Below are 22,624 nucleotides of genomic sequence, written 5' to 3'. Positions count from 1 at the left end.
AATAGTGTGAGTATAGATGAAACTGCTTTTTGTGCACCAGAACATACCCGGCCAGTATCGCGAGATCGTGCAGTGGCTGTTGGCGACCGGTCAACATGAGATCGCGTTTCTGACCCAGCGCCGTAACCCGCCGAAGTTCGATGGGGTGCGCACCATTATCTACAAACCACATCACGTGCCGGGCAAGGACGCCTACGGGCTGTCAAAGGTATGGGAAGAGGCCGCCGGTTCCGGCTTTGGCGCGGCGATGGCGGCTCGCAAACTGGAGCGCGACCACGGCTTCAAGCCGGATATCGTGGTGGGGCACGTCGGCTGGGGCGAGCTGACGTTCTTCAAACAGGTCTGGCCAGATGTGCCGATCATCGGGTATTTCGAATACTACTATAATCTGCATGGCGGCTTGGTAGGGTTTGACCCGGCAGAGACGGTGTCGGATCACGCCCCCTTCCTGATGCAGGCGCGAAACGCGATACCTCTTGCGAACATCGAGACCGTCGATCTGGGGCAATGCCCGACCCTGTGGCAGCGCGACCGTTTCCCGAGTAGTTTCCATGACCGAATGTATGTCTGCCACGACGGCATCCGGACTGATACGCTGGTGCCCGATGCCGATGCATCTCTTTCTCTGGGCCGGTTGGATCATCCGCTGACGCGGGAGGACGAGGTGATCACCTACGTGGCGCGCAATCTGGAGAAGACGCGCGGATTCCACGTGTTGATGCGCGCCTTGCCCCGTATTCTGAGGGAACGCCCGAAGGCGCGTGTGCTGATCATCGGCGGTAATGATGTCTCTTACGGCGGCAAATCCGAGCGCCCCGGCGGCCTGCGTCGTGAAATGGAAGAGGAAGTGGGGCAGGACATCGACTGGAACCGCGTGCATTTTCTGGGGCAGATCCCCTATCCGGAGTTCCAGAATCTGGTGCAGCTCAGCCGCTGTCACATCTATCTGACCATGCCTTTCGTGCTGTCATGGTCGCTGATGGAAGCGATGGCAATGCGGGCGACCATCGTGGCCTCGGACGTCTTGCCGGTGCGTGAAGTGATTACGCACGGGGAAACCGGGCTGCTGGTCGATTTCCACGATCCGAACGCGCTGGCGCAGCAGGTCATCGATGTGGTGTCGGACCCCGGTGCCTTTGCCCATCTTGGGCTGGCGGCGCGCGCGCATATCGTGCAGCACCACGATTTTCTGACCCGCTGCCTGCCGGAGCATCTGGTACGTATCAACGGTCTGCTCCCGAAGGCCAAGGAGATCACGATGCCGGTCTAGCGCATCTTGCACCCGGCGTGGTGGCGGTCCACTTTGAGCCTATGAGCAAAACACTTCTGTCATTCGGGCACGGGTTCAGTGCCAGAGCCCTTGCCCCCCGATTGATCCAAAAGGGCTGGCGGGTGATCGGCACCACGCGCAGCGCTGAGAAGGCCGGAGAGATTGCAGCCACCGGTGTGGAGCCGCTGATCTGGCCGGGCACGGATGTGACAGATGCGCTGGCCGATGCCGATGCGGTGCTTGTTTCTGCCGGGCCGGGGCCGGAGGGCGATCCGGTTCTGGCGGAGATGCGGGCGGAGATCACCGTGGCCGCGCCGCGGCTCGATTGGGTCGGGTACCTGTCCACCACCGGCGTCTATGGCGATCATGCGGGCGGCTGGGTGGACGAAAGCGCCGATCTGACACCCTCCACGAAACGGGGCCGGGCAAGGGTTGCCGCCGAAGCCGAATGGCAGGCGATACCGGACCTGAACCTGCATATCTTCCGGCTTGCCGGTATTTATGGTCCCGGGCGCGGCCCCTTTGCCAAGGTGCGCGCGGGTACGGCCCGGCGTATCATCAAACAGGGTCAGGTGTTCTCGCGCATTCACGTGCAGGACATCGCGCAGGTGCTGGAGGCATCGCTGGCGCAGCCGAACCCCGGCGCGATCTATAATCTTTGCGACGACGATCCGGCGCCGCCGCAGGATGTCATCGCCTATGCCGCCGAATTACTGGAGGTCCCGCTGCCCCCTGCAGTTGATTTCGAGACGGCAGAGATGACCCCCATGGCGCGCAGCTTTTACGCAGAGAGTAAAAAAGTTCGGAACGATCGCATCAAAGAAGAGTTGGGTGTCCAGCTGCTTTATCCCGACTACCGGACCGGGCTGGAGGCGTTGTTGCGTGAGGAAAACCGAGATCAGGACGTTTCAGGACTATAGAGACTGGCCGCTGAGCACGTTGCTCGACGCGGTGGATCGCGCGGCAACGGATGAAAAAGTCGAAATGCGCGATATCCTGTCCGAGATCGGGGACAGGACCATCACACCCGTCATTCTGGTGGTCGCGCTTTTCCTCGTGTCCCCGATGTCGGGCGTGCCGGGCATTCCGACAATCTCTGCAGTCATCATCGTGATGCTGGCCGTGCAGGGCCTCATGGGGCGCAGGCTCTGGCTGCCCCAACGAATCATGCGGATGCGCATCGGGGCCTCGACCCTGACACGGGTGGTGGCATGGCTGCGTCGCCCGGCCGCGTGGATTGATCGGAACTCCTCCCCGCGCCTGCAATACCTGACGCGCGGGCCGATGCGCATGATCATTCTGCTGCAATGCGCGGTGATCCCGCTGGGCTGGCCCGCGCTGGAACTGGTGCCGGGCGTTACATCGCTGGCCGCGGCGACCATTGGGCTCTTCGCCTTTGGTCTCTTTGCGCGGGACGGTTACTTCGTCATCGCGGGCTACATCGGCATGATCGCGGTGCCACTGGGTGCAATGCTGCTGCTGCAGGTGGCGGTGACCTGACACTCAGGCGCGGGCTTCGCCGATCTGCGCAACACCAAGCACGTTCAACACTTTGCCTTCGATTTCGGCTGCATTCATGCCCGCCACGGCATACATATCCGCCGGGCTGGCCTGATCGATGAAGATATCGGGCAGCACCATGGAGCGGTATTTCAGCCCGGTATCAAAGACCCCTTCGTCGGCCAGAAGCTGCGCGACATGGCTGCCGAAACCGCCCACGGCACCTTCCTCGATGGTGATCAGCGCCTCGTGATCGGCGGCCAGTTGCAGGATCAGATCACGATCCAGCGGCTTGGCAAAACGTGCGTCTGCAACCGTTGGGCGGATGCCACGCCCGGTGAGCGCCTCGGCTGCTTTTTCCACTTCGGCCAGCCGCGTCCCGAATGACAAAAGGGCGACGCGCGCGCCTTCGGAAATGATCCGGCCCTTGCCGATCTCGAGCACCTCGCCGCGTTCCGGCATCTCGACGCCATTGCCTTCACCACGCGGAAAGCGAAAGGCGATGGGGCCGTCATCATGCGCCGCCGCCGTGGCGACCATGTGTTTCAACTCCGCCTCATCCGCCGCAGCCATCACCACAAAGCCCGGCAGATTGGCAAGATAGGCGATGTCGAAAGAGCCGGCATGCGTTGCCCCATCGGCACCGACCAACCCGGCCCGGTCGATGGCAAAACGCACCGGCAGTCGCTGGATCGCCACGTCATGCACCACCTGATCATACCCGCGCTGCAGGAAGGTGGAATACATCGCGCAAAAGGGTTTCATCCCGCCCGCGGCCAAGGCAGCAGAGAAAGTCACCCCGTGTTGCTCCGCGATGCCCACGTCAAAGCACCGGCTTGGATAGCGTTCGGCAAAGAGGTCGAGGCCAGTGCCATCCGGCATCGCCGCCGTGACGGCGCAAATCTTATCGTCCTCTGCGGCTTCCTGCAGCAGGCTGTCGGCAAAGACGCGGGTGTAGCTGGGCGCATTTGAGGGTGCTTTTTTCTGCTCACCCGTCAGCACATCAAACTTCGCGGTGGCATGGCCCTTGTCGCGCGCTGTCTCGGCTGGGGCGTAGCCTTTGCCCTTCTTGGTCAGCACATGGATCAGGATCGGCCCGGTGGCGCGCGCTTTCACGGTGCGCAGGACGGGCAGAAGCTGGTCCATGTCGTGCCCGTCGATCGGCCCGAGATATGAAAACCCAAGCTCTTCAAAAAGCGTTCCGCCAACCGCCATGCCCTTGAGCATGTCCTTCGCGCGTTTGGCCCCTTCGCGGAAGGGTTCGGGCAGCAGGCTCACGGCCCCTTTTGCGGCGGCCTTGAAGTCCTGAAACGGTTCTTCCGCGTAGAGACGGCTGAGATAGCTCGACATCGCACCGGTCGGCGGGGCGATGGACATTTCATTGTCGTTGAGGATCACAATCAGGCGTTTGCCCAGATGGCCCGCGTTGTTCATCGCCTCATAGGCCATGCCCGCGCTCATCGAGCCATCGCCGATCACCGCAATCGCATCGCCCAGCCCTTCGGGCACCACACCGCCCAGATCCCGCGCCACGGCAAAACCCAAAGCGGCAGAGATCGAGGTCGAACTATGGGCCGCGCCAAAGGGATCGTAAGGTGATTCCTTGCGCTTGGTAAAACCGCTGAGCCCGTCTTTCATGCGCAACGTGCGGATGCGGTCCCGGCGTTCGGTCAGGATTTTATGCGGGTAGCACTGATGGCCCACGTCCCAGATCAGCTTGTCGCGCGGCGTGTCAAAGACCGCGTGCAGCGCCACCGTCAATTCGACGACACCCAGACCCGCCCCCAGATGTCCGCCCGTCACCGAAACGGCAGAGACGGTTTCGGCCCGCAGCTCATGCGCCAGCTGGGTCAGCTCCCGATCAGACAGGTCTTTCATGTCCGCAGGGCGCCGGATCCTGTCCAGCAGCGGTGTTTCGGGTTTGTCTGAGGTCATGATGCCCCTCTCAATGCGCGCGCGTCACAACAAAACGCGCCGCCTCTTTTAAGATGTCTGCGCGCGCGCCGTAACCCCCCAGGCTGTCGCAGGCTTGTTCCACAAGATCATCGGCGCGTCGCCGTGCCGCCTCCAGCCCCAGAAGCGACACGAAAGTTGCCTTGCCTGCGTCGGCATCTTTGCCAACCGCCTTGCCGACCGTCGCACTGTCGCCGGTCACATCCAGAACATCATCGGCAATCTGGAAGGCAAGGCCAAGCGCGCGCGCATAATCTTGCAGGGCAGTGGTATCTGCTTCGGCCATCACCGCCCCGGTGGTGGCAGCCCATTCGATCAGGGCGCCTGTCTTGCCGCGCTGAAGTGCTGTGATGTCGTCCAGCGTCAAGGGATGCTGAGCCGTTTCCGCCGCAATATCGAGCGCCTGTCCCAGAACCATCCCCTGCGCCCCGCTGGCGCGGGCCAGACGCAATGCGAGTGTGGCGCGCACTTGTGCCTCCAGGCCTGCCTCGGTCCCCGTCACCAGCTCGAAGGCCAGCGTCTGCAGGGCGTCGCCCGCCAGCACAGCGGTTGCCTCGTCCCATTTGCGATGCACCGTCGGGCGACCGCGCCGCATGTCATCATCGTCCATGCACGGCAGATCGTCATGCACCAGCGAATAGGCATGCAGCGCCTCAATGGCCGTGGCAGGCCAGATCGCCGCCCGGGTGTCGATGTCATGAAGCCGCGCGCTTTCCAACACCAGAAACCCCCGCAAACGCTTGCCGCCCTGGGTCGCATGCGCCATGGCCTGCACCACGGGCAAATCGTCCAGACGCCCCAGGATCAGGTCGAAATGCTGTTGAATGGCCTGAGCATCCGCGCTCAGACGGGTCTCGAACATGGTCAGAGCCCTTCGACCGGTGTCGTTCCCGTCGGTGTGCCGTCGCCGTCCAATGTAATGGCGGCAACTTTCTCTTCGGCTTCTTTTAGCTTGGCCTCGCAGCGCGCTTTCAAGGCCGCACCACGCTCGTAAAGAGCAATACTCTCATCCAGCGCCACGTCGCCACGCTCCAACTGGCCCAAAACCTTCTCAAGCTCAGCCATAGCCTGTTCAAAGCTCATTTGATCCACTGGGATATCGGTCATGGTCGGAAATCCTGTCTTTGCGCTGGCGGTTTTCTAGCGGGTATTTCTGCGCTGTGCCAGCCCGCGCCCTGTTTCTTCTGGCCAGAAATATCCTCGGGGGAGGCCCGTCAGGGCAGGGGGCAGACAGCCCCCAACACCCGGTCTGCTATTCCGGCGCCAGCATATACCCCGCACCACGGACGGTTTGCAGGTACCGCGGCTGCTTTGGGTCTTCTTCGATTTTGCGGCGCAAACGGGTGATCTGCACATCGACGGCGCGTTCCTGCGCCTGCCCGCGATCCCGCCCCAGCTCTTCGACCAGCTTGGCGCGGCTGATCGGCTCATTGCAACTGGCCGAGAAAATTTTCATCAGCTGCATTTCGGTGGCTGTCAGCCGCACAAGGTCTTCACCCTGCCACATCTCGCCGCGTTCCATGTCATATCGAATGCCACCGAGCGTCAGCACCTTGGGCGCGGTCTGATCGGCGGGCGCTTCAGGCATACGGCGCAGAATGGCGTTGATGCGCAAGAGCAGCTCCTTTGGTTCGAACGGCTTTGGTAGATAGTCATCCGCGCCTGCTTCCAGCCCTTCGATCCGGTTGCCGGTTTCGCCCTTTGCGGTCAGCAACAGGATCGGCACGGCGCGGGTTTCCCGCAGTGATCTTGTCAGCTCCAGACCATCCTCACCCGGCATCATGACATCGAGTACGATCAGATCGAAATCCAACCCAGACAGAATGCGCCGCGCATGCGCCGCGTCCCGTGCGGCAGTCACCAGAAACCCATTACGCATCAGGAATTTCTGCAAAAGTGTCCTGATCCGCTCGTCATCGTCGACGATCAGCAGGTGCGCGTCCATATCGCTCATGTGCCACTATCCTTAAGTCTTCCATAGGCGTTGCGCATTTCCCGGTCCATCATCGCCTCAAGCACCCTGCGGAACCCGGCGACGGCGTCCGGCCCGGCTTCCCGGTAGGCCATCCGCATCCGTACCCGCTGTGCGTCCGACAGTTTCTGTTCCAGCGCGTGGCCCTCCTCTGTCAGGAACAGATGGCGTTCCCGCTTGTCCGCCTTCCCGACCTTGCTCTCAACCAGACCATCCTCGATCAGCGTGCGCAAGACACGGTTGAGCGATTGTTTCGTGACCCCGAGAATGTTGAGCAGGTTGTTGACCGTGGTGCCCGGCGCGCGATTGATGAAGTGCACGGCGCGGTGGTGGGCGCGCCCGTAAGCCATGTCCGAGAGGATACGATCAGGGTCGGCCGTGAACCCGCGATAGGCAAAGAACATCGCCTCGATGCCCTGCCGCAACTGCTCATCGGTCAAAAACAAAAGGTTTTCACCGCTTTGGGCTGAAGAAGCGCGCCCGTCTGCCATTACATGCCCCAATAATCACCCTGCCATTGTGTTACAGCATATGTCAGTGTTGTTGACATTCCAAGGGTTAAGGGCTATCGAATCGCATCTTTTGCGCAACTTTATGTCCGGTTCGGGCGTAATTTGCGCAATATTCGGAAATTTTGTTGCCAACCTTGGAAGGAAAGACAATGGCAGGCGCTTACAACGATCGCGACGGCAAGATCTGGATGAACGGCCAAATGGTCGAATGGCGCGAGGCCAACGTCCATATTCTGACCCATGCCATGCACTATGCGTCTTCGGTATTTGAGGGCGAACGCGCGTATAACGGCAAGATTTTCAAAAGCCGCGCGCATTCCGAACGCCTGGTTCGCTCTGCGCAGATGATCGATTTCGAAATCCCCTACACGGTGGATGAGATTGAGGCCGCCAAGGTCGAGGTTCTGGCCGCCAGCGGGCTGCAGGACGCCTATGTGCGGGCCATCGCCTGGCGTGGTGCGGGCGAGGACATGGGGGTCGCCTCCGCACGCAACCCGGTGCAACTGGCCATCGCGGCCTGGGAATGGGGGGCGTACTACGGGGATGCAAAGATGAAGGGCGCCAAGCTCGACATCTCCAAGTGGAAACGACCAAGCCCCGAGACCATCCCGAGCCACGCCAAGGCGGCGGGGCTTTACATGATCTGCACCATGTCGAAACACGCGGCAGAGGCCAAAGGTTGTTCGGATGCGATGATGTTCGACTACCGCGGCTATGTGGCCGAAGCGACGGGTGCCAACATCTTCTTTGTCAAAGACGGTGAGGTGCACACGCCGGACCCTGACTGCTTTCTCAACGGGATCACGCGTCAGACCGTGATCGGCATGCTGAAAGACCGCCAGATCAAGGTGCACGAGCGTCACATCGTGCCCGAAGAGCTGGAAGGGTTCGAGCAGTGCTGGCTGACTGGCACCGCCGCCGAAGTCACGCCGGTGGGTCAGATCGGCGACTATAATTTCGAGGTTGGCAGCATCACTCGCGATATCGCGCAAGGCTACGAGACGCTGGTGCGCAGCTGATCCACAGAGTTTTCCACATAAATTTTATGTTGGGAATCAATTGGTAAGCATAGTTCGGAGTCCTCGTTTAAGCGACTGTATTGACTCAGTGAATCTGCGGTGATTCAAGGTAGGTGCTTAGGCTGAGTCGTATAGACTTAGCTGGGGGTGGGGAAACTCACCCCCACATTTTGTGTTTGAGCACCGCATATGGGTTGACTCACGCATATTCGGCGCTTTATCGCTTAGGTTGACCCGGCTCAGCCTAAGCAACTTTTGACGGGTCGCATTTTAACCCACTCAAAAGGAGATGCCGCAATGGCTCACCAAATAGACTGTATCGAAAAAGATGATCGCTACGATCCAACGGAAGCAATTCAAACTATCGGTGGTCGAAACGCAGATGGCACACGTTGGAAGATAACACAGAAGCAAGCGATAGCTGGTATCAAAGGCGGTAAGTGGAGCTTTTACGTTTCATCTGGCAGCCGACGGGTGAATGTCCGTGTAGCAAAGAGTCGCTTTGGAAATGACTACATCAAGACCGAAGCTGACGACTACGAGCCAAACAATTTACTTAGCCTCCAAAGTTGCGTTTACGCATAATTGAAAAGGCCGAGGCGAGCAGCTCGTTTCGGCCTTCCCGTCACAATCTTTTGCCTTTCCCGTTACGCGGGTGTCGGGCATTTGTTACACAAGACCTGTTCCATAGCGCGGTAGCCAATCGCCACATGGAGGATTCTTGTGACACGACTTATCCGCCCGACCCGCCGCGCCGTTCTGGCAGGCTCCACCGCTTTCGCCGCCGGCCTCGCACTGCCGAGCCTCAGCCGCGCGGCCTCCCGGCCCGTTTTCACCCACGGCGTGCAGTCAGGGGATGTTGACACGTCTTCGGGTATGATCTGGACCCGGACGGATCGCCCGGCGCGCGTGACCATGGAAGTCTCCACCACCGAGAGCTTTGCCAACGTGCGGCGTCTTGCGTCGATGGATGCCATCCCGTCCAGCGACATGGCGATCAAGCGGCTGGTCAGCGGGATGCCCTCCGATCAGGATATCTTTTACCGCTTCGTCGCCGCCGATCTGAGCGACATCAATGCTGTTTCCGAACCCTTGATCGGGCGCTTTCGGACCGCGCCGACAGCACGGCGTGACATCCGTTTCGCCTGGTCCGGTGATACTGCCGGTCAGGGCTGGGGGATCGATGACGCGGGCATGGCGACCTACACGACCATGGCGCAGCACCAGCCGGATTTCTTCATCCATTCCGGCGACACGGTCTATGCCGATGGCCCGATGAAAGACGAGGTCGAGAAAGACGGCGCGGTGATCTGGAAAAACGTCGTACTGCCGGACGAAAAGCGCAAGGTGGCCGAGACGCTGGATGAATTCCGCGGCCAGTGGAAGTACAACATGCTGGACGAGCATGTGCGCGCGATGAATGCCGCCGTGCCGACCTTCATGCAGTGGGACGACCATGAGGTCGTGAACAACTGGTCCGACAGCAAGGACCTGTTGGGCGATGATCGCTATTCGGAGAAGTCGGTGCATGTCCTGCAGGCCCGCGCCACCCGTGCCTTCCACGAGATGACGCCACTGCGGATCACGCCCGAAGAGCCGAACCGCGTCTACCGCAAGATCAACTATGGCCCGATGCTGGATGTCTTCTTCCTCGATCTGCGCAGCTATCGCGGGCCGAATACGGCGGAGATGACCACGGAGCTGACCGATGACCAGCGGGTGCTGGGGGCCGAGCAGATGGCCTGGCTCAAGCGCGAGCTGGCCGCCTCCAAGGCCACGTGGAAAGTGATCGCATCCGACCAACCGATCGGCCTGATTGTCTGGGACAATTTCCGCGAACAGGCAGGCTCCGAAGGGATCGCGGATGGGGTGAACGGCCCTGCGATGGGTCGCGAAGTCGAAGTGGCGGAGCTCTTGCGGTTCATCAAGACGGCCAGGATCGACAACACCGTCTGGTTCACGGCGGATGTGCATTACACGGCGGCGCATTACTACAACCCCGACAAGGCGCAGTTCCAGGACTTTGAGCCGTTCTGGGAGTTCGTTTCCGGCCCACTGCACGCAGGGACCTTCGGCCCGAATGCGATGGACATTACCTTCGGGGCCGAGGTCAAATACGTCAAAGCGCCGACGGAAGAGCAGGGGATCAACCTGCCGCCAAGCGCGGGCCTGCAGTTCTTCGGTCTTGTCGATATCGATGCGCAGACGCAACAGATGAAGGTCCGGCTGATGGACCGCGCGGATACAGAGCTTTACACAGTGACGCTGGACCCGAAGGGCACCAGTCTTTAATCAGTCGAGGTCCAGATCGGACTTGTGATAGACATGCCGTCCATCCTCGGACGGCATGTCGCGTTTCAGGGCCCAGAATTTCCGCACGTCCCTCATTGTTTTGTCTGGATTGTCGGCCAGGAAATCACGCGTGTACCGGTTGAATTGATTGTGATGGGCAATTTCGCTCTGAAAGCCGGGCTGTGCCGTTTCTGCCTTCTGGCTAAGGTATTCTTCTACGGCATCCGCCAGCGTTTTGCCGGTGTTGTCTTTCATCCATGTCATGAAGGCGATGTTGAACTTGAAACCGTCCCCGGTGTGCGCCCTGAAAAAGCGCCGGACGTTCTGGCTGTTACGATAGCTGTCGGTGATGACCGTCTCTGGTGTCAATTCCGCGCTGTGCCAATCGAATTTCGAGCGAGGCTTGCTGCGAACCTCTCCTGGCCAGGTTTTCTCGCCGGTGTCGAGGTAGTGCGCGAGCCGGTCGAGGATGGTGAACTTGCCGCCGGTGGCCCGAAGCCCGAGCGCCTTGGCCTGCGCCACCAGTTCGGACTTGGTCCAATACCAGCGTCGCAGTTCTGTACCGTTGGTGACGGTTGTGATTTCGGGCCGATTTTCGCGTGTTTTTGACATCACGGGTCCTCTCTGTGACCCGCAACATGTTCCGGGTGGCTTAGAAATCCACCCCGCGCTGGGCTTTGATGCCCGCCTGAAACGGGTGTTTGACCTCCGTCATCTCGGTCACCAGATCGGCGTAGTCCATCAGCTCGGGCTTGGCATCGCGGCCCGTCAGGATCACCCCGGTGCGTTTGTCACGACCCTTCAGGCTCTCGATCACCTTGTGCACATCCAGATAGTCGTACCGCAGCGCGATGTTGATCTCATCCAGCACGATCAGGTCAAACTCGCCGCTTTCCATCATCTCGACCGCCTTGGCAAAGGCCGCCTCGGCTGCAGCGATGTCGCGGTCCTTGTCCTGCGTGTCCCAGGTGAAACCTTCGCCCATCGTGTGCCAGGTCACGTCGCCCAGCTGATCGAAAAACCGTTTCTCGCCGGTGATCCACTTGCCCTTGATGAACTGGACGACACCGACCTTCTGCTTCCATCCCAGCGCCCGGATCACAACGCCAAAGGCGCTGGAGGATTTGCCCTTGCCCTTGCCGGTATGCACCAGAACAAGCCCGCGTTCGGGATCCTGCGCCTCTGCTACCTTGGCGCGCTGCTTGGCCTGCACGGCCTTCATTTTCTCTTTGTGGTCCTGCGTGTCCGACATGCGGTTATTCCTTGGCGTCAGGGGGTGCCTGGAGGCGTTTGATTGGGTTTGGACTTGCTGCGGTCGAGCCCCAGCTGGCGTTCACGCCAGATAATCAGGATACCGCCGGAAATGACAAGGGCAGAGCCGAGCAGAATCGGGCCCGTAGGCACCTCGTTGAAGGCCACATAGCCGATGAGGCTGGCAAAGATCATCGAGGCATAGTCGAAGGGAGCGAGCATGGACGCCCCGCCAAAGCGGTAAGAAGACGTGACCATGATTTGGGCCACACCGCCGATCAGACCGGCAGTGATCAGCAACAGGACGACAGAGCGTTCCGGCCAGACCCAGACAAAGGCAGGATGATCCACAACCCATCCGATGGGCGCGGACAACAGCGCGAGACAGGTCGCGGTGACGGAGAAGTAAAAGACGATCGCTGCCGTGTGATCCGTCTGCACCAGGCGGCGGACGTGGATTTGCACAAGGGCGCGCAGAACCGATGCGATCAGCACCAGGATCGCGCCAAAGGTAGCAGCGCGGGACATCTCATCGGCCCCGATGCTGAGGCGCGGGGCGATCACGATCATCACGCCGATAAGTCCGAGTGCCACGGCAGAGAGGCGGATCAGGCGGATGCGTTCGCCCAGAAACAGGGCGGCAAAGATCACCGCAAACATCGGCGTTGCGTAACCGATGGCGGTAACTTCGGGCAGGGGCAGCAGCCCGAGGCCCGCAAAGGTCAGCCCCATGGCCGAGGTGCCAAAGACGCCGCGCCAGACGTGCCCCATCAGGTTCGACGGAATAAGCCCTTCGCGCAGTTGGCCCCGCTGCGCCAGCCATATGGCAATGATCGGAATGGCAAAGAGGGAGCGGAAAAAGACGGCTTCGCCCGGCGGCACCTCGCTTGATACGCTCTTGATGATGGCCGCCATGACCATGAACAGAAAGACCGCGCAAAGCTTCAATGCAATTGCGCGGCCAGGTCTGTGTTGGGTCATGTCCTGGGCCATAAGGCCCTCTTGCGCCTCCGGGTTGGAAAGATCAAGCGCGCCTGCACGGCCCGCTTGATCCATGCAGTGCCGTTAGCTCAGCGGGGCAACACCCAGTGGCACCGAGAATTTGAGGCACCAGATGTAGATTTCGTTGTAGTCGTCGATGTTGACAGAGGCGGGCACGGTGTAGACCTGCTTTCCGTTCAGCTTTTTCAGCTCGCCCAGATCACCGGCGGGCACATAGGCGCCGTCTTTACCAAAAGCCACGCGCGGGTCAGGCGCGCCATCGAGAGAGAAGTCGTCTTCCAATGTCACGGTCGCCGTGCCATCGGCGTTTTTCACAATGGTCACGCCGCCGGTGGTGATGTGATCGCTTTTACCGGTGAAGGTGGACTGCTGGGTGGTGCCGGCCACTGCACCGAACGTGGCGAGGGCGGTCAGGCCGACAACGAGAAGGGCGGAGAGGATATTTTTCATGGGTCTGGTCCTTTTCTGCAGGTGGGGTGTTGATCTCGTCGCCAACCTAGAGTTTGGAACCGTTCAGTACAATACACGTCTGCGTGAGTTGTGTAACAAGTGGTTCCGAACTATATTACCCGGAACGCAGGAGACCCGGATGGCACGCCCCAGAGAGTTTGACACGCAAGACGCGATCAAGAAAGCGACAGCTGTCTTTTGGGAAAAGGGCTTTCTGGAGGCCTCCCTGCCTGATTTGCTGGACGGCATGGGGCTGACTCGCGGCAGCCTTTACAAGGCTTTCAAGGATAAGAAGAACCTCTTTCTACTGGTGCTGGAGCATTATGAAGAGGAGGCGGTTGGCGCCGCGAAGGCGCGGCTGACGGATGCGCATGTGCCGGACGGGCGTGCGCGTATACTCAGCCTCTTTGCCGCGCTTTGTGCTGCCGTGGCCGCCGGAGACACGCGCGGTTGCCTGCTGTGCTCTGCCGCCGCTGGTTTCGAAATGTCAGATCCGGAGATTGCCGAGGCGGTTGAGAAGGGCATGAGAGGGATTCGGGACGGGTTCGAGGCCGCCTTGTGCGCGTCCCCAACCCATCGCGCACTGCCCGACACAGAGCGCAAAGCCCTCGCCAACGTTCTGTTGACCCACTACATCGGTTTGCGGGTGCTGGCCCGCTCCCGCATGCCTTTGGGCATTCTGGAGCAGAGCGTGGAGAGTGTCGCCCGGCTCCTGGATATGGAACCGGTCTGATCCGTGCTCAGCCGATGTGCCCGCGGTTCTCACCGACCTGACCGCGGTGCAACAGGAGGTGATCCAGCAGCACACAGGCCATCATCGCCTCCCCCACGGGCACCGCGCGGATGCCGACACAGGGGTCGTGACGGCCTTTGGTGATGATCTCGGTTTCTTCCCCGGACTTGGTGATCGTACGGCGCGTAGTCAGGATGCTGGACGTGGGTTTGACAGCAAAGCGCACCACGATGTCCTGCCCGGTGCTGATGCCGCCCAGAATGCCACCGGCGTGGTTCGAGGAATAGACCGGCCCATCCGGCCCCATGGTGATCTCATCCGCGTTCAATTCGCCCGTCAGCATGGCGGCGGACATGCCCTCACCGATTTCCACGCCCTTGACGGCATTGATGCTCATCATCGCGGCGGCCAGGTCCGTGTCCAGCTTGCCATAGACGGGCGCGCCCAGACCTGCGGGCACCCCGCGCGCCACGACCTCGATCACGGCGCCCACGGAACTGCCGGACTTGCGCAAGCCATCAAGGTAAGCGGCCCAATCCCCGGCTGCGACCGCATCCGGCACCCAGAAGGGGTTCGCATCGATCTGGTCCCAGTCAAACCGGTCCCGATCAATCTGATGCGGCCCCATCTGCGTCATGTACCCCTTGATTTCAACGCCCGGGACAAGCGCTGCAATCGCCGCGCGCGCAAGACCACCGGCCGCAACACGCGCCGCCGTTTCGCGCGCGCTTGACCGCCCGCCGCCGCGATAGTCGCGGATGCCGTATTTCTGGAAATATGTGATGTCCGCGTGACCGGGACGAAACTTGTCCTTGATTTCGCCATAGTCCTTGGAGCGTTGATCGGTGTTTTCGATCATAAGCTGCACCGGCGTGCCCGTGGTCTGACCTTCGAACACCCCGGAGAGGATTTTCACCTCGTCGGCCTCGCGTCGCTGCGTGGTGTATTTGTTCTGCCCCGGTTTGCGCTTGTCCATCCACTGCTGGATCATCGCCGCGTCGATTGCCACGCCGGGCGGGCAACCATCCACCGTCGCGCCCAGGGCAGGCCCGTGGCTTTCGCCCCATGTGGTCACGCGGAAAAGATGGCCAAAGCTGTTGATCGACATTGCGCGGCTCCTTTGATCCGCGTGCTTAGCGGGGCGGGCGGGCCGCCTCAAGAGCTTATCGCTTGCCAATCCTTGGATGCGGCTTTACGTCTGAGCGTACCTCGGGGGGCCTATCCGGCTGAGATGCGATGTATCGCGGACCCGTAGAACCTGAACCGGTTAAGACCGGCGGAGGGAAGGTGAGCTTGATCATCCTCTCATCCGTTCGTCGCATTTGAAAGGATTGATCATGCGGAGAACCCTACTTGCCACAACGCTGCTGCTGGCCACACAGGCCGGGGCCGATACCTCGGTGCTGACCGTCTATGCAGGCGACTATTTTACGTCGGAATGGGGCCCGGGCCCCAAGATCGAGGCGGGCTTCGAAGAGATTTGCAACTGCGACCTGCAATTCTCCACAGGCGATCTCCTGCCGCGCCTCCTGCTCGAAGGTGAGCGGACCAAGGCAGATGTGGTGATTGGCCTGACCTCTGACGTGACCGCCAAGGCCCGCGCCACGGGTCTCTTTGCCCCGCATGGGCAGGACAACGCTGCCCTGACGTTGCCGATTGACTGGGGCGATGACACCTTCCTGCCTTTCAACTACGGGCACACGGCCTTCATCTACAATGAAACCACCATGGATGCCCCGCCTGCCAGCTTTGATGCGCTGCTGGAGATGGACGACGACATCAAACTGGTCATCCAGGACCCGCGCACCTCGATCTCCGGCCTCGCGCTGGTGCTCTGGGTGGAGGCGGTTTACGGCGAGAAGGCCGGTGAGGTCTGGACAAAACTTGCGCCCAAAATCCTGACCGTGACCAAGGACTGGTCCGCGAGCTACGGCATGTTCACCGATGGTGAGGTGGATATGGTCCTGAGCTACACCACCTCGCCCGCCTACCACATGTTTGCCGAAGAAGACTTCACGAAAAAGGCCGCGATCTTCCCGGAAGGCCACTATTTCATGGTCGAAACCGTGGCCAAGATTGCCAAGACCGACGCGCCGGAACTGGCGGACGCCTTCATGGCCTATGTGCTCTCCACGGGCTTTCAGCAAATGATCCCGACCGCCAACTGGTCGCTGCCTTCGGCCCTGCCCGAAGATCAGTGGCCCGATGGCTGGGCACAACTGCCGTTGCCGGAAAAGGTCCTCTTCTACTCGGAAGAAGAAGCTGAAAGCCGCAAGGATCAGGCGATCGAGACATGGCGCACCGCGCTCAGCCAGTAATTGGCCGGACCGGGACCCTCGCAGGTGGTTTTGTCGTTGCGGTGGTCGCGCTGTCCTTCGCCGGGCTGGGGCTGCGCGCTGAAGTAGGCCGTGGGCTTGGCCCGGCGGAATGGGCGGCGATCCGGTTCACGGTGGTCCAATCCGCATGGTCGGCGGTGATCTCCGTCATCTGCGCAATCCCACTTGCTCGCGCACTGGCCCGCCGCCGGTTCTGGGGGCGGGGGGCGCTGATTACGCTTCTGGGCGCGCCTTTCATCTTGCCGGTCATTGTGGCTGTCCTTGGCCTTCTCACCGTCTTTGGCCGGACAGGTTGGGTAAATGAGGTGCTGGGCACGCTTGGGCTGCCTGGCCTCTCGATCTACGGGCTGCATGGTGTGGTGCTGGCCCATGTGTTCTTCAACCTGCCGCTGGCCACGCGCCTGTTGTTGCAGGGATGGCAAAGCATTCCCGCGGAACGGTTCCGCCTTGCCGCCCAGCTTGATCTGCCGCCGGCGATGATCCGTCGTACGCTGGAATACCCCCTGTTGTTGCAGGTTGTGCCCGGTGCTGCGGCCCTGATTTTTGTGATCTGCCTGACCAGCTTTGCCGTGGCACTGACACTGGGCGGGGGGCCACGTGCCACCACCATTGAACTGGCCATTTACCAGGCCTTTCGCTTCGATTTCGACCTCGCCCGCGCGTCGTTGCTTTCCCTCATACAGCTGGTGCTGGCGGGGAGTGCGGCGCTGATCGTGCTTTGGATCATTCCGGACTTCCCGCTAACCGCCGGGCTGGATCGAAAACTGCGCCGCTGGGATGCGCGCGGCGGGGTGCACCGGGCGTTGGATGCGGGCATCATCGCCTTGGGCAGCGCCTTTCTGCTGTTGCCCTTGATGGCCATTCTATTGGCGGGCCTGCTGGGGCTGCCAGAGATGCCATCCGTCGTGTGGCAAGCGGCGGGCAACTCGCTGGGGGTTGCCGTGTTGAGCATTGTCGTACTGCTGGCGATTGCCCTGCCCATGGCGGGCTGGATCAGCACGCGGCGGGCAGGGGGGGCGGAAGCGATTGGCCTGATTGGTCTTTCCGCCTCACCGCTGATGATCGGCACCGGCTGGTTCATTCTGATCAATCCGGTTGCCGACCCGGTGCCGCTGGCTTTGCCGGTTACCGCGCTGATCAATGCGCTGATGGCTCTGCCCTTTGCCCTGCGGGTTCTGGTGCCGCCCATGCGTGACGTGTTGACCACCTACGACCGCTTGACCCGGTCACTGGGCCTGCAAGGCTGGCCTGCGTGGCGCTGGCTGGTGCTGCCGCGCTTGCGGGCGCAGATCGGATTTGCGGCGGGCCTGACCGGCGCGCTGTCGGTTGGGGATCTGGGGGTCATTGCCCTCTTTGCTGACCCGGATCGCGCGACCTTGCCATTGCAGATGTATCGCCTGATGGGGGCTTACAGGACCGAGGCGGCTGCCGGGGCGGCGCTGCTGTTGCTCGCCATGGCGCTGGGGCTTTTCTGGATATGCGACAAAGGAGCCCGATGGCGTGCTGAGGTTTGAGACCATTCGGATCGCACAAGGCGATTTTGCGCTGGAGGCGGATTTCGAGATTGTCTCCGGGCGCAAGACGGCCGTGATCGGCCCCTCCGGCGCGGGTAAATCGACCTTGCTGGGCGCTATCGGGGGCTTTCTGCCGCTCGCGTCGGGGCGGCTGTGGTGGCAAGACCGGGATATCACCCACACGGCACCGGGGCAGCGGCCCATTGCGATGCTGTTTCAGGACAACAATCTCTTTCCGCATCTCAGTATTGCACAGAATATCGGCTTGGGCATCCGGCCAGACCTGAAGCTGACGCCGGAAGACAGGGCGCGCGTCGATCTCGCACTGGAGCGGGTGGGCTTGGGGGGCATGTCCGCGCGAAAACCCGGGGCGCTTTCGGGCGGGCAGCAAAGCCGCGCCGCGCTTGCGCGGGTGCTGGTTCAGGATCGCCCGGTGATCCTGCTGGATGAACCCTTTGCCGCCCTCGGCCCGGCGCTCCGGCAGGAAATGCTCGATCTGGTGCAGGAATTGAGCACGGAGACAGAGGCGACATTGCTCATGGTCACCCACGACCCCGCAGACGTGCGGCGGATCGCGGATGATGTGATTTTTGTTGAAGGGGGCAGGGCTGCCGCGCCGCAACCGGCGGCGGCTTTGCTGGAAAACCCGCCGCCCGCCTTGCGCGCCTACCTTGGCTAAGCGGCCTTGGCCCGCAGGGCCTCGCGTGCCTTGAGAATGCCCTGCGCGGCAGCTGCGGCCTCCTCCCCTTTTGTCACGAAATGTGCGCGGTAGATCGCCGTATGATGCGCCGTCTCCTGATACTGATGCGGGGTGAGCGAGACCGACAGGACCGGAACCCCCGTATCCAGACCCACACGCATCAGACCATCGACGACGGATTGGGCCACGAAATCATGGCGATAGATGCCACCGTCCACGACGAAGGCCGCACAGACAACAGCGGCATATGTCCCGGTAAGGGCCAGGTCGCGCGCCATCAGCGGCATTTCAAACGCGCCCGGCACGTCGAAGACATCGACCTGCGCGGGGGGGATGGTCTGGGTAAATCCGTCATAGGCGCGGTCCACGATATCGGCGTGCCACTGCGCTTTGACAAAGGCGAAACGGGTGTGTGTCATTTTGATCTCCTTTAGGTTCAGACACGTCCACCCAAGGCGATCACACGCACGACCACATGACCTACCCGGTCACGCCGCCCGCGTGCATTCTCTTTCATCCGGACTGTAACCGTCGGCTCTGGCCTCTCACCAGATCTGCTTGACCAAAGGGCTTCCGTAGGAAACCCAATGCGCTCGCGGGCTCGAAGGTCTGCGCCCCCATACCGCCGGTGGGGAATTCCGCCCCGCCCTGAGAATGTGCTGAGCTTGCCAATATGTCGGAAAGCCTGCAAGAGGAATCATACCCATTCTGAAGGCTGGACCGCATGCACCCCAATCCCGTTTTCCATACCCATGAAGCCGCTGTAAATCTTGCCTATGCCCGTGATCGCGCCTTTGGAATTCTGGCGGTCGGCGGGGCAGAGGGGCCATGGATGTCGCATATCCCGTTCCTGCTGGATGACGCAGGCGATACGCTGTGGCTGCACTTGCTGCGGTCCAATCCTATTGCGCGCGCGTTAAAAGACGGGCCTGCTGCGGCCCGGATCGCGGTGTCTGGTCCTGACAGCTACGTGTCGCCGGACTGGTATGATGTGGCGGATCAGGTGCCGACATGGAACTATGTGGCCGTGCATCTGACCGGGACGCTGGAATTGCGCCCCCAGGATGAACTGCACGATCTGCTCGACCGCCAGTCCGCGTTTTTCGAAGATCGCCTCTTGCCCAAAACGCCCTGGATGCCCTCGAAAATGTCGGATGGTGTGATGGAGCGGATGATGCGTGCGATTGTGCCCTGCCAGATGCGCGTGACCGGCGTGGACGGTACATGGAAGCTCAACCAGAACAAGCCCGACGACGTGCGGACGCGCGCAGCCGATCATGTGGAAGCTTACGGTATCGGCACGGACCTGACCGTTCTGGCGGCCTTGATGCGCGGGGCCAATGGACAGGGCGCATAGCTCTGCTAGGGTCCGTGTAACCGGAAAAGGATAGGCTCATGAAACTCTTTCATTCCCCCGCATCACCGTTTGTGCGCAAGGTCGTTGTTCTGCTGCACGAATTGGACAAGGCGGATGAGGTCGAGCTGGCAGGTGTGACATCGACGGCCTTTTCCTCTGACGAGGGTCTCGCCGCCAGCAACCCGCTGGCCAAACTGCCCGCGCTGGTCCGTGATAACGGCACAACGCTCTATGACAGCCGGGTGATCACCGCCTTTCTCAACGATCTCTATGGCGGCAAGATGTATCCTTCGGGCACCTCGCGCTGGGAAACACTGACGCTTGAGGCGACAGGGGATGGCATCATGGATTGCGCGGTCTCCATGGCCTACGAGATGCGCCTGCGCCCGGAGGAGATGCAGTACGGCGACTGGATCGAGGCGCAATGGGCCAAGGTGGCGCGTGCGATATCCGTGCTGAACGCCCGCTGGATGAGCCATCTGTCAGGGCCCATCGACATGGGACATATTTCGGTTGCCTGTGCCCTGTCGTACGTCGATTTTCGCCATGGCGCGCGCAATTGGCAGGCTGGCAATGATGCTCTGGCCGCTTGGCACGCCGGATTTGATTCGCGCGCGTCGATGCAGGCAACCCGCCCACCTGCGGGCTAAATCTTGCGGGTGTTAACGACTTTCATGGAAGTTCCGCATAAAAAACCCCGAATGCGGGCAGGCCTGCGACCCTTTGCGCGGTTTTGATTACTGGACGCCACGGAAGCACGGCGCTACATACCCGCTGGAGAACGGCTGCGCTTTGCGCGGCCAAACGGATTATTGGCCGGTCCCCGGCCCTGGAAATGGAGCAAAGCCGTGTCCCACGCAGAAGATCATGAAGGCACCCGGAGGGATTTCCTTTACTATGCCACAGGCGGCGCTGGCGTTATCGCCACAGGTGCAGCTGTCTGGCCGCTGGTCAACCAGATGAACCCTTCCGCTGACGTGCGTGCCCTTTCCTCGATCCGTGTCGATGTGAGCGAGGTCGAGCCCGGCACACAGCTGACCGTGAAATGGCTGGGCAAGCCGGTGTTCATTCGTCGCCGGACCGAAGAGGAAATCTCGGCCGCGCGCGATGTTGAGCTGAGCGATCTGCCGGATCAGGGCGCCGAGAACGCGAATATCGCTGCGGGCGCAGATGCGTCCGACGAAAACCGCGCGCTGGATGAAACCGGTGAATGGCTTGTGATGATGGGCGTGTGTACGCACCTTGGCTGCGTGCCTCTGGGCGACGCGGGTGATTTTGGCGGTTGGTTCTGCCCCTGCCACGGATCGCACTACGACACCGCAGGCCGTATCCGTAAAGGCCCGGCACCAACGAACCTGCCGGTACCAACAGCAGAATTCGTGGATGAAACCACGATCAAACTCGGTTAAGGGAGAAACCTGATGGCTGGAATTCCTCACGACCATTACGAGCCAAAATCCGGCGGTGAAAAGTGGCTGCACAGCCGCCTGCCGATTGTCGGGCTCATGTATGATACATTGATGATCCCCACACCGAAGAACCTGAACTGGATGTGGATCTGGGGCATCGTTTTGACCTTCGTGCTGGTGCTGCAGATCGTGACCGGCATCGTGCTGGTGATGCACTACACCCCGCATGTCGACCTCGCCTTTTCGTCGGTCGAGCACATCATGCGCAACGTGAACGGCGGCTATATGCTGCGGTATATGCACCAGAATGGCGCCTCCCTGTTCTTTGTGGCAGTCTATGCGCACATCCTGCGCGGTCTTTATTACGGGTCTTACAAGTCCCCACGCGAGATCACGTGGATCATCGGTATGCTGATCTACCTGATGATGATGGGCACAGCCTTCATGGGCTACGTACTGCCTTGGGGTCAGATGTCCTTCTGGGGTGCGACCGTGATCACCGGCCTCTTCGGCGCCATCCCGTTCATCGGCGAAGCCCTGCAAACGTGGCTCCTGGGTGGGCCAGCGGTGGACAATGCCACGCTGAACCGCTTTTTCTCGCTGCACTACCTGCTGCCCTTCGTGATCCTCGGCCTCGTCGTCGTTCACATCTGGGCCTTCCACACCACAGGCAACAACAACCCCACAGGGGTCGAGGTGCGCCGCACGTCGAAGGAAGAAGCCGAGAAAGACACCCTGCCGTTCTGGCCCTACTTCGTGATCAAGGATCTCTTTGCCCTGGCGGTCATTCTCGCGGTTTTCTTCGCTGTTGTCGGTTTCATGCCGAACTATCTCGGGCACCCGGATAACTACATCGAAGCAAACCCCCTGGCGACGCCGGCACACATCGTGCCCGAGTGGTACTTCCTGCCGTTCTACGCGATCCTGCGGGCCTTTGATGACACGGTTTGGGCGGTACAGTTCGCATCCTTCATCACCGGTGGGATCATCGACGCGAAGTTCTTCGGTGTGTTGGCGATGTTCGGCTCGATCGCCGTCATGGCGCTTGTGCCGTGGCTGGATACTTCTTCGGTACGTTCCGCACGGTATCGGCCGATGCTGAAGTGGTGGTTCTGGCTGTTCGTCGTGAACTTCTTCGTCCTGATGTGGGTGGGTGCGATGCCTGCCGAGGGTATTTACCCGATCATCGCTCTGATTGGTTCAGCCTATTGGTTCGCGTACTTCCTGATCATCCTGCCGCTTCTTGGCGTGATCGAGAAGCCAGTCGCGCAACCGGCCACCATCGAAGAAGACTTCACCTCGCATTATCCGAAGTCTTCGGACGCCACGCCTGCTGAATAAAGGACCAAAGATC

Annotated in this window: 25 protein-coding genes and 2 riboswitches; of the genes, 14 read left to right on the top strand and 11 right to left on the bottom strand. The window is 61.0% G+C overall.

Annotated elements, in window-relative coordinates; genetic code table 11:
- The first annotated feature begins 16 nt into the window (after nucleotides 1–16).
- The 3 genes from Q1A52_RS03175 to Q1A52_RS03165 are packed head-to-tail and all read left to right on the top strand — an operon-like array spanning nucleotide 17 to nucleotide 2,770.
- On the top strand, nucleotides 17–1,270 hold the full coding sequence (locus Q1A52_RS03175) for a glycosyltransferase family 4 protein (protein ID WP_300010742.1): 1,254 nt from the start codon (nucleotides 17–19) through the stop codon (nucleotides 1,268–1,270).
- Nucleotides 1,271–1,311: 41 nt separating this feature from the next.
- Nucleotides 1,312–2,190 (top strand): SDR family oxidoreductase, encoded by an 879-nt coding sequence (locus Q1A52_RS03170; protein WP_300010739.1) that lies wholly within the window; start codon nucleotides 1,312–1,314, stop codon nucleotides 2,188–2,190.
- Nucleotides 2,153–2,770 (top strand): exopolysaccharide biosynthesis protein, encoded by a 618-nt coding sequence (locus Q1A52_RS03165; protein WP_300010736.1) that lies wholly within the window; start codon nucleotides 2,153–2,155, stop codon nucleotides 2,768–2,770. The genes Q1A52_RS03170 and Q1A52_RS03165 overlap by 38 nt, the downstream gene beginning before the upstream one ends.
- A gap of 3 nt (nucleotides 2,771–2,773) precedes the next feature.
- On the opposite strand, the gene dxs is transcribed toward Q1A52_RS03165, so the two are convergent.
- From dxs to Q1A52_RS03140, 5 genes are all read right to left on the bottom strand, one after another.
- Complete coding sequence (dxs, locus tag Q1A52_RS03160; protein ID WP_300010733.1) at nucleotides 2,774–4,705, bottom strand: 1-deoxy-D-xylulose-5-phosphate synthase; 1,932 nt, start codon at nucleotides 4,703–4,705, stop codon at nucleotides 2,774–2,776.
- Between the two features lie 10 nt (nucleotides 4,706–4,715).
- Nucleotides 4,716–5,585 carry a polyprenyl synthetase family protein gene (locus Q1A52_RS03155; RefSeq protein ID WP_300010730.1) on the bottom strand — a complete coding sequence of 290 codons (870 nt, stop codon included), beginning with the start codon at nucleotides 5,583–5,585 and terminating at the stop codon, nucleotides 4,716–4,718.
- Between the two features lie 2 nt (nucleotides 5,586–5,587).
- Nucleotides 5,588–5,830, bottom strand: a complete 243-nt coding sequence (locus Q1A52_RS03150) for an exodeoxyribonuclease VII small subunit (protein ID WP_195821282.1) — start codon at nucleotides 5,828–5,830, stop codon at nucleotides 5,588–5,590.
- Between the two features lie 145 nt (nucleotides 5,831–5,975).
- On the bottom strand, nucleotides 5,976–6,677 hold the full coding sequence (locus Q1A52_RS03145; protein ID WP_195821283.1) for a response regulator: 702 nt from the start codon (nucleotides 6,675–6,677) through the stop codon (nucleotides 5,976–5,978).
- Nucleotides 6,674–7,186, bottom strand: coding sequence for a MarR family transcriptional regulator (locus Q1A52_RS03140; RefSeq protein ID WP_300010727.1), 513 nt, complete (start codon nucleotides 7,184–7,186; stop codon nucleotides 6,674–6,676). Before Q1A52_RS03140 ends, Q1A52_RS03145 begins: the two co-directional genes overlap by 4 nt.
- A 170-nt stretch (nucleotides 7,187–7,356) precedes the next feature.
- On the opposite strand from Q1A52_RS03140, the gene Q1A52_RS03135 reads away from it, so the two are divergent.
- The 3 genes from Q1A52_RS03135 to Q1A52_RS03125 all read left to right on the top strand — a co-directional run bounded on the left by Q1A52_RS03135 (nucleotide 7,357) and on the right by Q1A52_RS03125 (nucleotide 10,518).
- Complete coding sequence (locus Q1A52_RS03135) at nucleotides 7,357–8,226, top strand: branched-chain amino acid aminotransferase (protein ID WP_300010724.1); 870 nt, start codon at nucleotides 7,357–7,359, stop codon at nucleotides 8,224–8,226.
- A gap of 297 nt (nucleotides 8,227–8,523) precedes the next feature.
- Nucleotides 8,524–8,811 (top strand): DUF3892 domain-containing protein, encoded by a 288-nt coding sequence (locus Q1A52_RS03130; RefSeq protein ID WP_300010721.1) that lies wholly within the window; start codon nucleotides 8,524–8,526, stop codon nucleotides 8,809–8,811.
- A gap of 138 nt (nucleotides 8,812–8,949) precedes the next feature.
- A complete protein-coding gene (locus Q1A52_RS03125) occupies nucleotides 8,950–10,518 on the top strand; it encodes an alkaline phosphatase D family protein (RefSeq protein WP_300010718.1) in 1,569 nt (522 codons plus the stop codon).
- Here the strand turns inward: Q1A52_RS03125 and Q1A52_RS03120 are convergent, their stop codons facing one another.
- From Q1A52_RS03120 to Q1A52_RS03105, 4 genes are all read right to left on the bottom strand, one after another.
- Complete coding sequence (locus tag Q1A52_RS03120; protein WP_300010715.1) at nucleotides 10,519–11,130, bottom strand: DUF6434 domain-containing protein; 612 nt, start codon at nucleotides 11,128–11,130, stop codon at nucleotides 10,519–10,521.
- A 40-nt stretch (nucleotides 11,131–11,170) separates the two neighbouring features.
- Nucleotides 11,171–11,770, bottom strand: coding sequence for a cob(I)yrinic acid a,c-diamide adenosyltransferase (gene cobO / locus Q1A52_RS03115; protein ID WP_299780420.1), 600 nt, complete (start codon nucleotides 11,768–11,770; stop codon nucleotides 11,171–11,173).
- Nucleotides 11,771–11,787: 17 nt separating this feature from the next.
- Nucleotides 11,788–12,762, bottom strand: coding sequence for a DMT family transporter (locus tag Q1A52_RS03110; protein WP_300012147.1), 975 nt, complete (start codon nucleotides 12,760–12,762; stop codon nucleotides 11,788–11,790).
- Nucleotides 12,763–12,834: 72 nt separating this feature from the next.
- A complete protein-coding gene (locus Q1A52_RS03105) occupies nucleotides 12,835–13,221 on the bottom strand; it encodes a DM13 domain-containing protein (RefSeq protein ID WP_299860238.1) in 387 nt (128 codons plus the stop codon).
- Nucleotides 13,222–13,360: 139 nt separating this feature from the next.
- Between Q1A52_RS03105 and Q1A52_RS03100 the strand changes: the two genes are divergently transcribed.
- Nucleotides 13,361–13,954 (top strand): TetR/AcrR family transcriptional regulator, encoded by a 594-nt coding sequence (locus Q1A52_RS03100; RefSeq protein ID WP_300010711.1) that lies wholly within the window; start codon nucleotides 13,361–13,363, stop codon nucleotides 13,952–13,954.
- A gap of 7 nt (nucleotides 13,955–13,961) precedes the next feature.
- Here the strand turns inward: Q1A52_RS03100 and aroC are convergent, their stop codons facing one another.
- On the bottom strand, nucleotides 13,962–15,062 hold the full coding sequence (gene aroC, locus Q1A52_RS03095) for a chorismate synthase (protein ID WP_300010708.1): 1,101 nt from the start codon (nucleotides 15,060–15,062) through the stop codon (nucleotides 13,962–13,964).
- Nucleotides 15,063–15,154: 92 nt separating this feature from the next.
- A riboswitch (TPP riboswitch) is annotated at nucleotides 15,155–15,256 on the top strand.
- A 35-nt stretch (nucleotides 15,257–15,291) separates the two neighbouring features.
- On the opposite strand from aroC, the gene Q1A52_RS03090 reads away from it, so the two are divergent.
- The 3 genes from Q1A52_RS03090 to Q1A52_RS03080 are packed head-to-tail and all read left to right on the top strand — an operon-like array spanning nucleotide 15,292 to nucleotide 18,483.
- Nucleotides 15,292–16,272, top strand: a complete 981-nt coding sequence (locus Q1A52_RS03090; protein ID WP_300010703.1) for a thiamine ABC transporter substrate binding subunit — start codon at nucleotides 15,292–15,294, stop codon at nucleotides 16,270–16,272.
- The gene (locus tag Q1A52_RS03085; protein WP_300010700.1) at nucleotides 16,248–17,804 is read left to right on the top strand and encodes a thiamine/thiamine pyrophosphate ABC transporter permease ThiP; all 1,557 of its coding nucleotides are present in this window, start codon (nucleotides 16,248–16,250) and stop codon (nucleotides 17,802–17,804) included. Before Q1A52_RS03090 ends, Q1A52_RS03085 begins: the two co-directional genes overlap by 25 nt.
- The gene (locus tag Q1A52_RS03080; protein WP_300010697.1) at nucleotides 17,791–18,483 is read left to right on the top strand and encodes an ATP-binding cassette domain-containing protein; all 693 of its coding nucleotides are present in this window, start codon (nucleotides 17,791–17,793) and stop codon (nucleotides 18,481–18,483) included. The genes Q1A52_RS03085 and Q1A52_RS03080 overlap by 14 nt, the downstream gene beginning before the upstream one ends.
- Here Q1A52_RS03080 and Q1A52_RS03075 read toward each other — a convergent pair.
- Nucleotides 18,480–18,923, bottom strand: a complete 444-nt coding sequence (locus tag Q1A52_RS03075) for a 6,7-dimethyl-8-ribityllumazine synthase (protein ID WP_300010694.1) — start codon at nucleotides 18,921–18,923, stop codon at nucleotides 18,480–18,482. The genes Q1A52_RS03080 and Q1A52_RS03075 overlap by 4 nt on opposite strands.
- An 82-nt stretch (nucleotides 18,924–19,005) precedes the next feature.
- Nucleotides 19,006–19,164, bottom strand: a riboswitch (FMN riboswitch).
- 64 nt (nucleotides 19,165–19,228) lie between these two features.
- On the opposite strand from Q1A52_RS03075, the gene Q1A52_RS03070 reads away from it, so the two are divergent.
- The 4 genes from Q1A52_RS03070 to petB all read left to right on the top strand — a co-directional run bounded on the left by Q1A52_RS03070 (nucleotide 19,229) and on the right by petB (nucleotide 22,611).
- The gene (locus tag Q1A52_RS03070; RefSeq protein WP_300010691.1) at nucleotides 19,229–19,861 is read left to right on the top strand and encodes an FMN-binding negative transcriptional regulator; all 633 of its coding nucleotides are present in this window, start codon (nucleotides 19,229–19,231) and stop codon (nucleotides 19,859–19,861) included.
- Between the two features lie 38 nt (nucleotides 19,862–19,899).
- On the top strand, nucleotides 19,900–20,511 hold the full coding sequence (locus Q1A52_RS03065; RefSeq protein ID WP_300010688.1) for a glutathione S-transferase: 612 nt from the start codon (nucleotides 19,900–19,902) through the stop codon (nucleotides 20,509–20,511).
- A 198-nt stretch (nucleotides 20,512–20,709) separates the two neighbouring features.
- Nucleotides 20,710–21,270 carry a ubiquinol-cytochrome c reductase iron-sulfur subunit gene (petA, locus tag Q1A52_RS03060; RefSeq protein ID WP_300010683.1) on the top strand — a complete coding sequence of 187 codons (561 nt, stop codon included), beginning with the start codon at nucleotides 20,710–20,712 and terminating at the stop codon, nucleotides 21,268–21,270.
- 12 nt (nucleotides 21,271–21,282) lie between these two features.
- Complete coding sequence (gene petB, locus Q1A52_RS03055; protein WP_300010680.1) at nucleotides 21,283–22,611, top strand: cytochrome b; 1,329 nt, start codon at nucleotides 21,283–21,285, stop codon at nucleotides 22,609–22,611.
- Nucleotides 22,612–22,624: the final 13 nt, after the last annotated feature.

It is taken from the genome of uncultured Roseobacter sp. (assembly GCF_947488185.1).
Classification (GTDB): Bacteria; Pseudomonadota; Alphaproteobacteria; order Rhodobacterales; family Rhodobacteraceae; genus Roseobacter.
Note: the sequence above shows the minus strand (reverse complement) of the source record. Positions and strands in the feature narration are given on the sequence as shown.

Bases quoted from the DNA above. Each gene is read 5' to 3' on its own strand.
- Q1A52_RS03130 (WP_300010721.1), top strand. From the start codon at position 8,524: ATGGCTCACCAAATAGACTGTATCGAAAAAGATGATCGCTACGATCCA.
- Q1A52_RS03075 (WP_300010694.1), bottom strand. From the start codon at position 18,923: ATGACACACACCCGTTTCGCCTTTGTCAAAGCGCAGTGGCACGCCGAT.
- Q1A52_RS03135 (WP_300010724.1), top strand. From the start codon at position 7,357: ATGGCAGGCGCTTACAACGATCGCGACGGCAAGATCTGGATGAACGGC.
- dxs (WP_300010733.1), bottom strand. From the start codon at position 4,705: ATGACCTCAGACAAACCCGAAACACCGCTGCTGGACAGGATCCGGCGC.
- Q1A52_RS03085 (WP_300010700.1), top strand. From the start codon at position 16,248: ATGGCGCACCGCGCTCAGCCAGTAATTGGCCGGACCGGGACCCTCGCA.
- Q1A52_RS03150 (WP_195821282.1), bottom strand. From the start codon at position 5,830: ATGACCGATATCCCAGTGGATCAAATGAGCTTTGAACAGGCTATGGCT.
- Q1A52_RS03070 (WP_300010691.1), top strand. From the start codon at position 19,229: ATGCACCCCAATCCCGTTTTCCATACCCATGAAGCCGCTGTAAATCTT.
- Q1A52_RS03155 (WP_300010730.1), bottom strand. From the start codon at position 5,585: ATGTTCGAGACCCGTCTGAGCGCGGATGCTCAGGCCATTCAACAGCAT.
- Q1A52_RS03170 (WP_300010739.1), top strand. From the start codon at position 1,312: ATGAGCAAAACACTTCTGTCATTCGGGCACGGGTTCAGTGCCAGAGCC.
- Q1A52_RS03065 (WP_300010688.1), top strand. From the start codon at position 19,900: ATGAAACTCTTTCATTCCCCCGCATCACCGTTTGTGCGCAAGGTCGTT.
- Q1A52_RS03120 (WP_300010715.1), bottom strand. From the start codon at position 11,130: ATGTCAAAAACACGCGAAAATCGGCCCGAAATCACAACCGTCACCAAC.
- Q1A52_RS03105 (WP_299860238.1), bottom strand. From the start codon at position 13,221: ATGAAAAATATCCTCTCCGCCCTTCTCGTTGTCGGCCTGACCGCCCTC.
- Q1A52_RS03140 (WP_300010727.1), bottom strand. From the start codon at position 7,186: ATGGCAGACGGGCGCGCTTCTTCAGCCCAAAGCGGTGAAAACCTTTTG.
- Q1A52_RS03175 (WP_300010742.1), top strand. From the start codon at position 17: ATGAAACTGCTTTTTGTGCACCAGAACATACCCGGCCAGTATCGCGAG.
- Q1A52_RS03110 (WP_300012147.1), bottom strand. From the start codon at position 12,762: ATGGCCCAGGACATGACCCAACACAGACCTGGCCGCGCAATTGCATTG.
- cobO (WP_299780420.1), bottom strand. From the start codon at position 11,770: ATGTCGGACACGCAGGACCACAAAGAGAAAATGAAGGCCGTGCAGGCC.
- aroC (WP_300010708.1), bottom strand. From the start codon at position 15,062: ATGTCGATCAACAGCTTTGGCCATCTTTTCCGCGTGACCACATGGGGC.
- Q1A52_RS03100 (WP_300010711.1), top strand. From the start codon at position 13,361: ATGGCACGCCCCAGAGAGTTTGACACGCAAGACGCGATCAAGAAAGCG.
- Q1A52_RS03090 (WP_300010703.1), top strand. From the start codon at position 15,292: ATGCGGAGAACCCTACTTGCCACAACGCTGCTGCTGGCCACACAGGCC.
- Q1A52_RS03145 (WP_195821283.1), bottom strand. From the start codon at position 6,677: ATGAGCGATATGGACGCGCACCTGCTGATCGTCGACGATGACGAGCGG.
- petB (WP_300010680.1), top strand. From the start codon at position 21,283: ATGGCTGGAATTCCTCACGACCATTACGAGCCAAAATCCGGCGGTGAA.